The 14,346-nt window shown below is 61.2% G+C and carries 10 protein-coding genes; 5 read left to right on the top strand and 5 right to left on the bottom strand.

Annotation, left to right across the window (positions count from 1 at the left end; genetic code table 11):
- Window positions 1–10: 10 nt before the first annotated feature.
- The gene (locus tag VJ464_15310) at window positions 11–184 is read right to left on the bottom strand and encodes a hypothetical protein (GenBank protein ID HKQ06502.1); all 174 of its coding nucleotides are present in this window, start codon (window positions 182–184) and stop codon (window positions 11–13) included.
- Window positions 185–379: 195 nt separating this feature from the next.
- On the opposite strand from VJ464_15310, the gene VJ464_15305 reads away from it, so the two are divergent.
- Both VJ464_15305 and VJ464_15300 read left to right on the top strand, forming a co-directional pair.
- Window positions 380–1,528, top strand: a complete 1,149-nt coding sequence (locus VJ464_15305) for a VCBS repeat-containing protein (GenBank protein ID HKQ06501.1) — start codon at window positions 380–382, stop codon at window positions 1,526–1,528.
- Between the two features lie 70 nt (window positions 1,529–1,598).
- Window positions 1,599–4,079: an ABC transporter permease gene (locus VJ464_15300; GenBank protein HKQ06500.1), complete on the top strand. Its 2,481-nt coding sequence runs from the start codon at window positions 1,599–1,601 to the stop codon at window positions 4,077–4,079.
- Between the two features lie 67 nt (window positions 4,080–4,146).
- Here the strand turns inward: VJ464_15300 and VJ464_15295 are convergent, their stop codons facing one another.
- Window positions 4,147–4,476, bottom strand: a complete 330-nt coding sequence (locus tag VJ464_15295) for a YbjQ family protein (GenBank protein ID HKQ06499.1) — start codon at window positions 4,474–4,476, stop codon at window positions 4,147–4,149.
- Window positions 4,477–4,784: 308 nt separating this feature from the next.
- On the opposite strand from VJ464_15295, the gene ispG reads away from it, so the two are divergent.
- Complete coding sequence (gene ispG / locus VJ464_15290; protein HKQ06498.1) at window positions 4,785–6,038, top strand: flavodoxin-dependent (E)-4-hydroxy-3-methylbut-2-enyl-diphosphate synthase; 1,254 nt, start codon at window positions 4,785–4,787, stop codon at window positions 6,036–6,038.
- A 90-nt stretch (window positions 6,039–6,128) separates the two neighbouring features.
- Here the strand turns inward: ispG and VJ464_15285 are convergent, their stop codons facing one another.
- The 3 genes from VJ464_15285 to VJ464_15275 all read right to left on the bottom strand — a co-directional run bounded on the left by VJ464_15285 (window position 6,129) and on the right by VJ464_15275 (window position 12,395).
- A complete protein-coding gene (locus VJ464_15285; GenBank protein ID HKQ06497.1) occupies window positions 6,129–8,663 on the bottom strand; it encodes a M1 family aminopeptidase in 2,535 nt (844 codons plus the stop codon).
- Between the two features lie 186 nt (window positions 8,664–8,849).
- Window positions 8,850–9,395 (bottom strand): hypothetical protein, encoded by a 546-nt coding sequence (locus VJ464_15280; protein HKQ06496.1) that lies wholly within the window; start codon window positions 9,393–9,395, stop codon window positions 8,850–8,852.
- 141 nt (window positions 9,396–9,536) lie between these two features.
- On the bottom strand, window positions 9,537–12,395 hold the full coding sequence (locus VJ464_15275; protein HKQ06495.1) for an HYR domain-containing protein: 2,859 nt from the start codon (window positions 12,393–12,395) through the stop codon (window positions 9,537–9,539).
- 325 nt (window positions 12,396–12,720) lie between these two features.
- Here VJ464_15275 and VJ464_15270 point away from each other — a divergent pair, with 325 nt between their 5' ends.
- The gene (locus VJ464_15270) at window positions 12,721–13,116 is read left to right on the top strand and encodes a twin-arginine translocase TatA/TatE family subunit (GenBank protein ID HKQ06494.1); all 396 of its coding nucleotides are present in this window, start codon (window positions 12,721–12,723) and stop codon (window positions 13,114–13,116) included.
- A 96-nt stretch (window positions 13,117–13,212) separates the two neighbouring features.
- The gene (gene tatC / locus VJ464_15265; GenBank protein ID HKQ06493.1) at window positions 13,213–14,298 is read left to right on the top strand and encodes a twin-arginine translocase subunit TatC; all 1,086 of its coding nucleotides are present in this window, start codon (window positions 13,213–13,215) and stop codon (window positions 14,296–14,298) included.
- The last annotated feature ends 48 nt before the right edge of the window (window positions 14,299–14,346 follow it).

The following is a 14,346-nucleotide window of genomic DNA, read 5'->3' as shown; positions in this document are numbered from 1 at the left end:
AACGCGATCATCAGACCGCTTCGCCTTGCCGCATCTTTTCGTGGCGCTGCACCTGAACCATGTAGGCATGCGCTTCCTCGGATTGGAACAACTCGCGTGTTTCAATCTCGTCATCCGTCACCGGCTTTAACGCCAGGTCTATGTACTCGTAACGCCGCAACCGCTTGCGGATGGCTTCACTCATTCCTTGATCGTTCCTCCCCGTTGGATCGAAGGCGGATCATCGCAGATTCCGGCGCAATGATTAACCGCCGCGGGCGCAGGACAGTTTGGAAGGGCTGGGAAGAAAATCGTCAGCAGTCCCGTCTGATGGGTGAACGGACAAGCTGTTCAGGTCCACATCCTCTTCGACAGAGCAACAAGTAGGGAGAAGAAGTCGATGAAACGTTTTCCAATCCTGATCGCCTCTATCGCTATGGGCTGCGCCATGAACGTCTACGCACAAAGCCCGCTCTTTCGCCCGGCCCCTGGCTCGCCGGTGACCGTCGGCGAAGGCTCCGGGCGCGTCGTTCTCGCCGACATCAACCGCGATGGCCGGCTCGACCTGCTGACCCAGCATTTGCAACGTCGAGAAGTGCGGGTATATCTCGGCGACGGGACCGGGCGTTTTGCGGCGGCTGCCGGCAGCCCGATGACGCTCGCCTATTCCCCGGGAGACATCAAACTCGGAGATGTCAACGGCGATGGTCGGCTCGACCTCTGCGTCACGAACAGCGAAGGCGCTGCCGTAGACATCTTTCTCGGCGATGGCAGTGGCAGGTTCAGCCCGGCGCCGGGCTCGCCTTTCGTTGCCCGCGCATCCGCCGATTTCACCGGGCAGAGCTTGCAGCTCGCCGACATTAACGAAGATGGACAACTGGACATCATCACAACCAACAATCGCCAGAACGCCTTCGCGACTCTGATCGGCAACGGGCGTGGCGGTTTCTCGCAAGGGCCGACGGCAACCTTTCCGGCTGGCGAGGGACGCTATGCCTTCGCCTTTGGTGATCTGGATGGTGATGGGCATCTTGATGTTGTCGTCGTGAGCGGCGGGGCCGGCGAGCTTACGGGCCCTGGCCGCATGGTGGTGCTGCGCGGCGACGGCAAAGGCGCGTTCAAGAGCAGCGGAGAAACCGCCTTGCCGCAATCGCCGCGCTACGTGACGCTGGGGGATCTGGATGGTGACGGGCGCACAGACATCGTCATCACTCATGGCGAAAATCTTCTGAGCATCCTGCTGAATCGGAGCGGCGGCAAGTTTGCGCCCGCGCCCGCGTCGCCTTATGACCTGGGTGGTTTAGCGTGGGCCGTCGTGGTTGCCGATGTCAACCGGGATAAGCAGAATGATCTTGTCCTGGCGACCGAGAACAGTGTCACGGTGCTGCTCAACGGCAAAAGCGGACTGACGCCGGCGGCGGGCTCGCCGTTTGCCGCCGGCCCCGGCGCTTATTATCTGGCCGTCGGGGATATCAACCAGGACGGCGAGCCCGACGTGGTCGCTTCCAGCTTTGAAGGCAAAGCGGTCACCGTGCTGTTGCACAGATAAGGCCATCCATGTAGCGCAATCTAACAGATGGCGCTACACCCGATTGAATACCGCTCTAAGGAGGCGGCGTTTGGAAACCCTGTGGCGAGACCTGCGCTACGGCGCGCGAATGTTGCTGAAGAGTCCCGGCTTCACGGCTGTAGCCGTCATCACATTGGCGCTCGGCGTCGGCGCCAACACCATGATTTTCAGCATCATCAATGGCGTTTTGCTCAAGCCTTTGCCGTTTGCGGAACCAGGGCGGCTGGTGATGCTGTGGGAACGCAAGCTTCCCGATGCGACGAGCCGCGGCTTTGAGCAGGAGTTTGTCACGCCTCCGGATTTCGCCGATTGGCAGGCCGAGCAACATAGCTTTTCACACCTCGCGTCCTGGACGGGCGACAGCGAATTCAACCTTGTGACCGCTGAAGGCAGCGAAAAGGTCAGGTGCAGCTACGTCGCCTCGACGCTGTTTGCGACGCTCGGCGTGCAACCGCTCAAAGGCCGCGCCTTGTTGCAGGAAGAAGATCAGAAGCAAGGCAACCGCGTCGCGGTCATCGGCTACGAATTCTGGCGACAGCGTTTCGGCGGGGATGAAAGTGCGCTTGGGCAAACGGTGACGCTCGACACCTATGGGCGGCGCGATTACACGATTGTCGGCGTCATGCCGCCGGGCTTTCAATTTCCAGGCAAGACGGAAATCTGGCTGCCCGCGGGTTGGAACGGCCTGCCGCTGGATCGGCGCGCCGGCCATTGGTTGTCAGTGCTGGCGCGGCTCAAAGCGGGCGTGACGCTGGCGCAAGCGCAACAGGAAATGAACCTGATTCAGGCGCGCATCGAAGAAAAATTTCCGCAGCAGAACGTCGGCTCACAGGTCGTCGTCGTGCCGTTGCTCGAACAGACCGTGGGCCGCAATTTACAAACGGCGTTGTGGGTGTTGTGGGGCGTGATCGCAGCGGTCTTGTTGATTGCGTGCGCCAACGTCGCGAACCTGACGCTGGCGCGCGCCGCCGCGCGGCAAAAAGAGATCGTCATTCGCCTGGCCCTCGGCGCCAGCCGCTGGCGAGTCGTCGGGCAATTGCTCGCGGAGAATCTTCTGGTCGCGCTCGCCGGCGGCGTGCTTGGCTTGTTGCTGGCGTGGAGTGGACTTCGACTGCTGATCGCGACGAGCGCGGATCAAGTTCCGCGCTTGCAAACCGCGCGACTCGACGCCTGGGCGCTCGGCTTTACGTTGGCCGTGTCTTTGTTGACCAGTCTAATCTGCGGCCTTGCGCCGGCGCTCGAAGCGACCCGGCTCGACTTGAACACGGCGCTGAAAGAAGGCGGCAGGTCGGCTACGGCTGCTTCAACCCAGAACCGCCTGCGCCGCGCCTTGATTGTTGCCGAAGTCGCGCTGTCTTTGACGCTGCTGGTGGGCGCGGGGCTGATGATCGGAAGCTTCGTGCGGCTGGTGACGATCAATCGCGGCTTTCAACCCGATCACCTGCTGGTGGCAAGATTAGATTTTTCAATCTCCGGTTTCACCACCTGGATACGACCGACGACGACGCGCCCGCAAGTGACTTTGCGGGAATTGATCGGACGGCTGCGAGCGCGGCCCGGCGTGCAATCGGTCGCCGCCATCAACGCCTTGCCGCGCGACAACACCTCGCCGCGCCAACCCATTCTGTTTGAAAACCGCCAGATGGACGAGCCGGTGCTCACCTACTTCGCGGGCGTCACGCCGGACTACTTTCGCACGCTGGGAGTTCCTTTGCAGCAAGGCCGCGCCTTCACCGAGCGCGATACCTTTGAAGCGCCCGCCGTCGTGATCATCAATGAAAGCTTTGCGCGGCGCTACTACCCGGATGAAAACCCGATAGGCCAACGGCTGGCGATGCAGGGCCGCACGCAGGGGCAACCTGCCGGCCCGAATCCGCAGGCGGCATCGCCGTGGAGCGAGATCGTCGGCGTCGCCGCCGATACTCGACGGCTGAACCTGAACGCCGAAGCCGCGCCGGTCATCTATGTGCCGTACTGGCAATGGCCGATGCAAACGCCGGAGCTGCTGGTGCGGACGGACGACAACGCGTCGGGCATCGCCGATGCGGTACGCGATGAGATCAAGGCGCTGAATAGAAGTTTGCCGGCCCCTGGCATCCAGACGATGAATGAATTGTTATCTGATGTCGTCGCCGAGCCGCGTTTCCACACCATGTTGCTGGCGTCGTTCGGCGGGGTCGCATTATTGCTTTCGGCGGTTGGGATTTACAGCGTGGTTTCCTATGTCGTCACGCAACGCACGCATGAGTTTGGCATTCGCATGGCGCTGGGCGCGCAGCCGCGAGACCTGTTGAAGCTGGTCATCGGCCAGGGCTTGCGCCTGGTCTTGTTGGGCGTCGTGATTGGTTTAGCCGCGGCGCTCGTCCTGAGCCGCTGGCTGCGCAGCCTGTTGTATGGCGTGAGCGCAACCGATGCGCCGACATTTATAGCGATTACGTTATTGCTGATCGGCGTGGCGCTGGTGGCCTGCTACCTGCCGGCGCGGCGGGCCACCCGCGTTGATCCGATGATTGCTTTACGCCGTGAATAAAGCGCCGGCGGCGGGCAATCCGCTCTGGCGCACCGCCAAACGCTCAACCGCTTTCCGCGGTCCCGTTTCAGCCTTCGGGATCAAGCGGCGCGACGACGACCGCCGTGCCGTAGGCCAGGACTTCGGTGACGCCGTTCATAATCTCATTGGCGTCATAGCGCATGCCGATGATGGCGTTAGCGCCGATCTCGCTGGCGTGTTGGATCAGTATCTCGAAGGCTTCGGCGCGGGCAACTTCGCAGAGCTTGGTAAAGGCCGTGATGTTGCCGCCGACAATCGTTTGAAACGTGCCGCCGAGCGTGCCGAAGATTGACCGCGAGCGCACAGTGATGCCGCGTACGACGCCGAGGTTGCGGGCGATCTTGAAGCCGTCGAGCGTGAAGGCCGTCGTCACCATGTGCGGCGACAGCCGGTAGCCTTGCGACACCTGATAGGGGGCGTTGGCGTTGAGGCTCTGCTGAGCCTGTTCAAGATGTTCGAGTCTGTCTTTCATTGTTTCTTTCGCCTTTCATTTCGCCTAGAGATTCCAAGTGCCGCAAAGATAATTCCGGCTCGCGGCAAACGCAAGCGCGAATCACTCTGGGGCAATCGCGGCTGGTTGGACGAATCACCGAGGGGCGGTCTGACCGAGCTCCCTCTGGATTGCGGCGCGTGGGGCCAGCCGCTACAATCTTCATTCAACTTGACCCTTCGAGGAGCAATTGCGTGTCAGAGATTCAGCGCAGAAAATCGGTGGCGGTTAACGTCGGCGGCATTCATGTTGGCGGCCCGCACCCCATCGTCGTGCAGTCCATGACCAACACCGACACGGTGGATGTCGCGGGCACCACCGAGCAGTGTGAGCAGTTGGCGCGCGCCGGCTCGGAACTGGTGCGAGTGACGGTCAATACCAAGCAGGCCGCCGCCGCTGTGCCGCACATCGTCGAGCGCCTCGCCGAGCGCGGCGTTCCGGTGCCGATCATCGGCGACTTTCATTACAATGGCCACATCCTGCTGAAAGCCTACCCCGACTGCGCGCGCGCCCTGGCAAAGTATCGCATCAACCCCGGCAACGTCGGGCCGGGGCAGCACCACGACAAAAACTTTCAGGCGATGATCGAAGTCGCCATCGAAAACCGCAAGCCGGTGCGCATCGGCGTCAACTGGGGCTCGCTCGATCAATCGCTGCTGACCCGTTTGATGGACGAAAACGCCAAACGCGCCAACCCCAAAGACGCTCGCGACGTGATGCGCGAAGCGGTCGTCGTCAGCGCCCTGGAATCCGCCGAGCTGGCCGAGCGCTGCGGCCTGCCGCACGATGCCATCATCCTCAGCGCCAAGGTTTCTGAAGTTCAAGATTTGATCGCCATCTATCGCGACCTGGCAGCGCGTTGCGACTACCCGCTGCACCTGGGACTGACAGAAGCCGGCATGGGCAGCAAAGGGATCGTCGCTTCGACAGCGGCCATGAGCGTGCTGCTGCAACAAGGCATCGGCGACACGATTCGCGTATCGCTGACGCCGCGGCCCAATGGCGACCGGACGGAAGAGGTCATCGTCGCGCAGCAGATTTTGCAGACCATGGGGCTGCGCAGCTTCATGCCGCTGGTGACGGCTTGCCCCGGTTGCGGGCGCACGACCAGCACGTTGTTTCAAGAGATGGCCGAAGACATTCAGACTTACATCCGCGAGCAGATGCCTGTGTGGAAGCAGAACTACGTCGGCGTCGAAGAGATGAAGGTCGCGGTGATGGGCTGTGTGGTCAACGGGCCGGGCGAATCCAAGCACGCCAACATCGGCATCTCGCTGCCGGGCACAGGCGAAGACCCGCGCGCGCCTGTCTATGTGGACGGCGCGAAGTTCATCACGCTGCAAGGCGCCGCCATCGTGCCGGAGTTCATCAAGCTGTTGGATGAATATGTCGAGACGCGCTACCGCAGCCGCGAAGCCGAAGCGCCGCAGTTACAGTTCCAGGTTTGATTCGGCTCTTATCGCAAAGCCGAAGCGGCGACCGTTCGTTTGATTGAACGGTCGCCGCTTTTCTCTTTCCCGTGTCGTCGCGTCGCCGCGTCAGTTCTTCTTTTCCTCTTCAGGGCTCTTGCCGAGGTTCTTGATCCGCTTGATGGCGTCCTGGACGACCTCTTTGACCGCGCCGCTGGGCACGCCGGCGGGCGGGTGAGCCGATAAATCTTCAAGCAGCGGAATCGCGCGCGGGTCGCCGAGCGCCGCCAGCGCCTGCACGGCGTTGAAGGACACTTCGAGCGAGCGGTCTTTCAACGCCGCCGCGACCGCCTGAAAGGCGCGGTCGTTGCCTTTAGCCGAATGCGCCAGCGCTTGAATCGCGGCGACGCGCAGGCTGGTGCGGTTGCCGGGCGCGGCGTACTTCAAGGCAAGGTCAACCGCCCGTGGGTCATTCAGCGCCGCCAGTCCGCTGAGCGCGCCGCCGAGAATCGTGTCCTGCCACGATGGCGTGTTTAAGGCCGCGGACAACACGTCGAAGGCTTGCGGCGCGTGGCTTTCGCCGAGCGCCCGCGCCGCATCGGCAACGGCATAGTAGCTTGGATCACTCTTGATGATGCCGATGAATAGATCGGCCAGCTTCGCATCTTTGAACTGGCCGAGTCCGCGGATGGCTTCGCGGCGGATGCGCGAATCCTTGTCCTTCACCGCTTCGAGCAGCGCCGGTCGCGCCGCTTCATTTTTCAACTCGGCCAGCGCCCGCGTCGCTTCGACGCGCACCGCCCAGAACTGATCTGCCGTCGCCGCCTTGCCGAGCGCGGTGATGACTGCCGGCGTGTTGTGCGACTTCAGCTCGATGGCCGCGCCGACGCGCCCCATAACGTCCGCGTCGTGCAAGAGCTGATAGGCCAGCTCTTCATCCGTGCGGCTGAACTTCACCTGCTTGATTAAGATATTGCCGCGATCAAAATTGACGATCAGCGGCTTCGAATCGGCGCTAAAAGTGAACTCCTTCTCGCGCCCATCTATCCAGACGCGATGGACTTGCTCGCCGCTGGCGGTGGTGATGGCGACATCAACCGGCATGGTGAAGAATTCCGGCGAGTGAAACCACGGGCGCGACTCGTCAGCCTTCTGCGTCTGCTTGACGCTGAGCTTCACCATCTTTGCGGCTTCGTCATACGTTGAGGTGATCTCGAATTCCGGGTGGCCGATCTTGTAGAGCCACTCGTCGAAGAACCATTGCAGGTTCTGGCCGGTGGCTTCTTCGATGGCGACCAGCAGTTGCTGCGTCTCGACGTTCTGGAAAGCGTGCTTCTTGACGTAATGATTGAGCGCCCGCCAGAACAGCTCGTCGCCCAGCACGAAGCGCAGCATGTGAATGACCGCGCCGCCGCGCGGGTACGCATAAACGTCAAACACGGCGTCGGGGTTGGCGTAGCGGTGCGTGACGATGGGGCGGCGGTTGCCCTGCGCCCAGGCCTGAAGATACCCCTGCTGGTTGCCACGCATTTCGTATAGGTAATCCGCCGTTCCGAGATCATGCTCGGTCCAGGAGGCTTCCATAAAGGTCGCGAACGATTCATTGAGCCATATCTCGCCCCAGTCGCGGCAGGTCAGCAAATCGCCGAACCAGGAATGCGCCAGCTCGTGCGCGATCAAGCCATCGCTCGACACGTCAAGGTGGGCGCGCTTGTCATGCACAGAGTTGTCGGTGAGCGTCGTCGCCGTGATGTTCTCCATGCCGCCGCCGAAATCTCGCACCGTCGTCTGGGCATACTTCGGGTAAGGGAAATCAACCCCGAGGCGCCCGGAGAAAAACGACACCATCTGCGCCAGCTTGCCGAACGAGATGCGCGCGTTTTCGACCTGATCGGCGTAGACGTAGGATTCGACCGGAATGCCCTTGAAGGTGTCCTTCACTTCGGCGAACTTGCCGACGATGATCGACACCAGGTAGCTCGAATAGGGCTTGTCCATCTTCCAGTGCCAGGTCTTGGTATGCTCGGCCGGGCCGGCAGTGACGCCGACCAGCACGCCGTTTGAGATCACCTGGAAAGTGTCGTCCACCACGGCGATCAATTCGGTCGTCGCTTTATCGTTGGGATAGTCATAGCAAGGGAACCAGTAATGATTATCTTGCGATTCGCCCTGTGACCAGATTTGCAGAGGCCGCGAAGGGTCGTCCGCGTTCGGCCCGATGAAGTTAAGGCCGCGCTCCGGATTTGCCTTGTATTTGACGACAAGCCGTAGCTCGCTGCCCGCCGGGTAGCTTTTATCGAGCGCGATGTAGAGGTGCTCTTTGTCTTCGTAGCGGAACTTGAGCGCCGCGCCGCTTTCAAGCTTCACCGCATCAATCTGCATATTGCCCGCGTCCAGCTCAATCTCTTTCAGGTCGCTGCGGAATGGGCGCAGGCTGATCGTCGTCTGACCGGAGACCGACTTCGCCGCCCAGTCAAAGCTGACCTCGATGCGGTAATGCTGCACGTCATAGTCGTGGCTGCGCGGCCATTGCACAGGCGGCGCTACAGGCGGCGCACCCTGCGGCGACTGCTGCGCGGCGGTTTGCAGGGCCGGACAGATGAGGATTACCGCGAGCGCCGCGGCGCACAGGGATTGGCGAAGGCGAGAAGGCAGATGAATCATCGGGACTCCAGATCAGGTTAACGGACTCAGCAGCGTGACACAAAGGCGCGGCTCAGGTGTCTTTATTCACCGAGCCGCGCCCACTTGGACCTGGGAGCGCGGGCGTCTGGCCCGCAATCTTTCACATACGCAAGACGGGCGGGCAAGATGCCCGCGCTTCCAGGCTACACCCATCTGAAAACCGCTCTAGGGCTTCTTTTCCGCCGGCTTCTCATGCTCGTGCGGGGCCAGGTAAGGCACTTTCATTTCGGCGGCGGTGCGCAGCTTGCCATAGCGCACTTCGACGGCGAAGGTGTCGGTGTCGTTTTCAGGACGCACGTCAAAGCTCAGGTAGTTGACCGACGGGCCATCCATCGCCGCCGTCATCGGGATCATGATGTCTTTGCCGCCGCCCGACAGCACCAGCTTGTAGTTGTCGTCGGCATCATAGTTGAAGCCCAGTGTGTACGACCCTTTCGGCACCGTGACGCCACCAATGACAACATCGAAGTCGGCGTCGAGCTTGCCGATGCTCTTCCACAGGCGGTTGAAGGTGGTCATGGCGCGCTCGGTCTTGCGCTGGCTGAATCCCTGCTCGTTGTAGTGCAGCGATTTGTAGCTGAGCGTTAACTTGCCGGCGCCTTCGATGCTCAGGGTGTGCGAGAGATTTTTAGCGACCGTGCGCGGGTCGTGCGCCAGCGTCAACTGCGCGGCGAACAACGCGACAATCAGAGAGGCAAAAAGTCTTTTCATTAGCTGTCTCCTCAAAATGGGTTATGTGAGCTGCGGAGTTGCGATTATATCGCTTAGGCGGCCCGCGAATCCAGCCCGGCCAATTGTCTTCACTGCTGCTTGTAGGGGAGGCCGCGGCCTCCCCTACAAGATCGTTCTACTTCAATGACTAATCGCCGTCGGCGGCGAGACCGCTCCGCACAGGCACGTGTCGTTGCGAATGTCGCGGTCAGTGATCGTGCACTGCGTCTTGCCCGGCGGCACTTGCAGCGAGGCATTGCCGTTGGGCGGCGAACCGCCGGCGTTCAGCGTGATCTGCACGCGGCGGTCTGCTGCCGACTGCGTCAGCGTGTAGGTGTTGCCGCGCACGATGACCTGCGCCCGACCCGTGAAGATCGTGCCGTGGCAGCACCAGCGATAATCGCCCGTCGCCGTGTTGAACAACACCGTGTTGTTGCAGCCCTCCGAGTCGTCTTGCAGGCGACCGTCGAAGACGGCCACAGAGAAGCTACATGTCGCGGTGTTGCCCGAGGTGTCGGTCGCCGTGCAGGTAACGGTCGTGGCGCCACGGGCGAAGGTCGAGCCCGAAGGCGGCGTGCAAGCGGTCATCACGCCTGGGCAGTTGTCTGAAGCCGACGGCGGCGGGTAGGTGACTGTGACACTGCCGCCCGGTGTGGGCGAGACGCTAGTGACATTGGCCGGACAGGTGATGGTTGGCGGCTGGGTGTCGTTGACCGTGATGGTAAACGAGCAGCCGGCCATGTTGTTGCTGGCATCCTTGACTGAGCAATTCACCGTCGTCGTGCCCCTGGGGAAAAAGGAGCCCGAGGCCGGCGAGCAGGTCGGCGAGCCGACGCCGGGACAGTTGTCGCTGACGGTCGGCGCCGGGTAGTTGACGACCGCCCCGCACTGGTTCGGGTCGTTCGATTGCGTGATGTTCGCCGGGCAGGTGATCGAAGGCGGTTGCGCGTCGTTGACCGTAACCGTGAAGGAACAATTGGCGGCAGAGTTGCCGCTTGAGTCCGCGCCCATGCAGGTGACGGTCGTTGTGCCTTTGGCGAAAGCCGTGCCCGGCGGCGGCGTGCAACTGACCGTGCAGCCCGAGACACCTTCTGGCCCCCTGCCTTTAACCGGCGCTGCCCCGCCCGTCGAGCACGGGCAATTGTCAGAGATAGACGGCAGCGAGTAATTGACTACTGCCGTGCAGGCGTTCGCGTCGGTAGTCTTAGTCATGTTGCCCGGACAGGTGAGGGTCGGCGGCTGCATGTCGTTGACCGTAACGGTGAAGCTGCAACTGTTTGAGTTTTTCGAAGCGTCACTGACCGAGCAGGTGACGGTCGTCGTGCCTTTCTGGAAAGCTGTGCCCGATGGCGGCGAGCAAGAAGGCGTGCCGACGTTCGGGCAGTTGTCGCTTACGCCCGGCGGGTCATAAGTGGCGACCGCCGTGCAGGCATTCGCGTCGGTGTTCTTGGTGATGTTGCCCGGGCAGGTGATCGATGGTTTCTGCGTATCGTTGACGGTGACGGTGAACGAGCAAGTACTGGTGGTCATCTCGGCGTCGGTTACGGAGCAGTTGACGGTGGTAGTGCCTTTCGGGAAGAAGGAGCCCGAAGCCGGCAAGCAGGTCGGTGTGCCGCATGCGTTCGGCGAGGTCGCCGCAAAGGTCGCTATGGCGCCGCACTGGTTGGCGTCGTTCGATATCTCGATATCTGCCGGGCAGGAAATACAGCTATCGTCAAAGCTACAGATTGTTGAATTGCCCGCCCGGTCGGTGATTCTTATCATCACCCGCATCGGCTGCGACTGATTGATCTTCGTCGCGGTGACGGTGACCGGATCCGTTGTCCCTACGGTAAAAGACGGCCCAGGGGTGTCGGCGTTGTTCGATTGGGTCACGACGATCTCGGCCAGGCCGGAGTCCGTGTCCTGGATCGTGAATTCCACCATTTTTTGCATCCCATTGATCACCCTTTGGGAGCAACTCGGTGGCGTCGTATCCAGTTGCTGGACACGCAAAGCCGCCACCTGCCAGAGCAACGCATCAGGATTACTGCCGGCGGGCGCGGAATTGACCTGCACGGTGGTGGTGCCGACCCCGGACGGGATCGAAATGCTATAGAGGTCGCTGTCCCAGTAGTTCCCGGCAGAGCCATCAAGGGTGTTGAAGAGGGTCGGATTGTTGCTGATGGTGATATTGTCAGGACGGTTTGCGGTGCCGCCGCCCGTCACTATGAGCAACTGCGCGGTTCGGGTGCTGAAGTTAATCCCGTGGCTGAAGGTAACCGGATTCGTCGTTCTCTCATCGCCAGCTACCGGCGCATCTCCGAATGCGTAATCGAGGCCGTCCCAAATCAACACGCGATAAGTCGCGGGGTCGGCAGCGTCGTTATAAGCGACAAGCAGGCTCGCGCCATTAAGCGGCGAGAGGTTGCTGCTGGTGTCGCCGTCGGCAAAGGTGAACGAATGCATGCCGGTGCCGGCGGCGTTGACGATGATCGTGACATCGGCATAGTAGCCGATATTGTTGAACAGGACATTGCTGGCACCGGTTGCCGTCTCTGTACCGATGATCGTGCCGGTGATCGTATTGCCATTAAACTTGATGACTTGATCTTTATATGGCTGCGTCGGAACGGTGCAAGCCCCGCCGTCGTTCGGGCAGGCCGGGTCCTGGCCATTCCAGTAAAGCACCGCAAAGCGGACCGAGCCGCCGACGTTGACAGAGAGATTCGCCGTGCCCGAGCCGAGCGACGCCAGCCCGACACCGGCTTGCACGAGGGTCAACCCCTGCTCCTGAAGATCGATGAATGGAGAGAGGGCGGTCTCGATGCCATACCCCTTGCTGGGGGCGCTGCCGCCTCTTCGCTGAATGCTTCTTTGGGTTGATTCATGGGACCACTCGTTTTGCTGTGCTTTGGCGTGAAAGCGGCTGATCGAGAAGGCCGGCAGCAGCAGCGCGGCGACGGCAATAATCAACAAGAGGATCTTTCGGGTGTGGTTCAAGCTGGGGATTCTCATCATATCTCCTTGGCTCGTTGGTGGCGGATGACTGCTTGAAGGGCACAAGACATCGTACGCTTCAGAAAGGGACGAGCCAGCCTGGAAGTAGGGCCAGCCCTCTGACCGGCACGTTATAGCATGGGAAATCGAGCAAACGCAACGCACCCACAAATATAGCCAGCGGCGGACAATGCCAGGTCGGCAAACCCAGCCGCTCAATCTTCGCCGCCTCATTGACGGGCGCAAAGCGCGTCGCCTACACTTGGAAATGAACAAGCCGGAGCAACGTCAACGCGGGCGGTCGGCTCGCAAGTCTCCCTGACAGTTGGCCCGAAGTGAGGAAATTATGGGAAATCTGGGAATGCCGGAAATCTTGATGATTCTGGTGATCGCATTAATTATTTTCGGCCCGCGCAAGCTGCCTGAGCTGGGCAAGAGCCTCGGCCACGGCCTGGCGCAATTCCGCAAGGCGAGCGACGATTTCAAGCGCCAGTGGGAAGATGAAGTCGAGACCGAAAAGCGCCGCCTCGACGCTGCGCCGACAGTCGAAGCCGCGCGCCACAACGAAGCCGCCGCGGAGGCGAGCGCCGCCGCCGCCAGCTCTGAGCCTGTCACGAGCGCCGCCAGCGCCGAGGCTTACACGCCCGGCGAGACCATCCACGCGCCGGTGCCGACGGTCGAAGCCGCCAGCGTGCCGCGCTCGGAAGCCACTGTCAACGAGACCAAACGCGATTGGATGTAACCCTCAGGAGCCGGGTGACAGGGGCCAGGGGCCGGTGAGGAGGAATGCCCTCTCACTCTCTGCCTGACCCCCGACCCCCGACCCCCGACCCCCACCATGGCTACCACCACAGAGACTTATCAGGATAAGGATGTCGAGCTTGAAGAAGGCGCGATGTCGTTTCTCGAACACCTGGACGAGCTGCGCTCGCGGCTGGTCCGCATTGCGATTTTTGTGATGCTCGCCTTTGTCCTCTGCTGGGTCTTCTCGGACAAGATTTATAACTTCCTGCAAGTGCCTGTGCGCGCCGCGATGATCGAGGCGAACCGCGAACACGGCTTTAATGCGGAGGGCGCGACGGTCGGGCCGCTCGCCGATTACATCGGCAAAGAAGTTTCATTCGTCTTCATCGCCGAAACCCGCATCGGCCAGGTCTTGATCCCTACGGGTACGACCATCAAGGTGCGCGTTGAAGAGGGCGACGATGGCGTGCCGAATCTCGTGACCACTGCTCCCTGGGTCATCAACACAGCGACCGTGATCGGCGAAGGCTTCCGCATCCCGCGGCAGTTGTACCTGACCTCGAATATCTATCTCAGCCCGGATAACCGGCTGGTGGTGGCGACCGTGCAGGGCGCGTTTAACCTGTATATCAAAGTGGCTTTCTATGCGGCGATCTTTTTTGCGGTGCCATTCATTCTGATTCAAGTCTGGGGATTTGTCGCGCCGGGCCTCTACCCGCACGAAAAGAAGTACGCCGCGCCGGTCATCTTCATGGCCTCGGTCTTTTTCCTGACCGGCTGCGCCTTTGCCTATTACATCGCTTTCCCGCGCGCCGCCAATTTTCTATTAGGCGTGGCGGCAGGCGGCAACCTGCGCCCGCTGGTGACCGCCGACGATTATTTCGATCTCATCATTACGATCATGCTCGGATTGGGTGTCGTCTTCGAGATTCCGACGGTGACCTTCTTTGCGGCGCGGCTGGGGCTGGTGACGCCGGGCCTGTTGTTGAAAATCTGGCGCTATGCAGTGGTGGCGATCTTTATTCTCGCGGCGGTTTTGTCGCCGACGACCGACGTGCCGAACCTTCTGGTCTTTGCCGCACCGATGCTGCTGCTCTATTTTCTGAGCGTCGGCATCGCCTGGATTTTTCACCGCAAGCGGCGAACCGAAGAAGAATATCAGGCCCTGGAGCGCAAGTAGCGCGCTACGGCGCATTCTAACGAATGAAACGCCACCGAGCAGTGGTAA

The sequence above is a fragment of the Blastocatellia bacterium genome, assembly GCA_035275065.1.
Lineage (GTDB): Bacteria > Acidobacteriota > Blastocatellia > UBA7656 > UBA7656 > DATENM01.
Note: the sequence above shows the minus strand (reverse complement) of the source record. Positions and strands in the feature narration are given on the sequence as shown.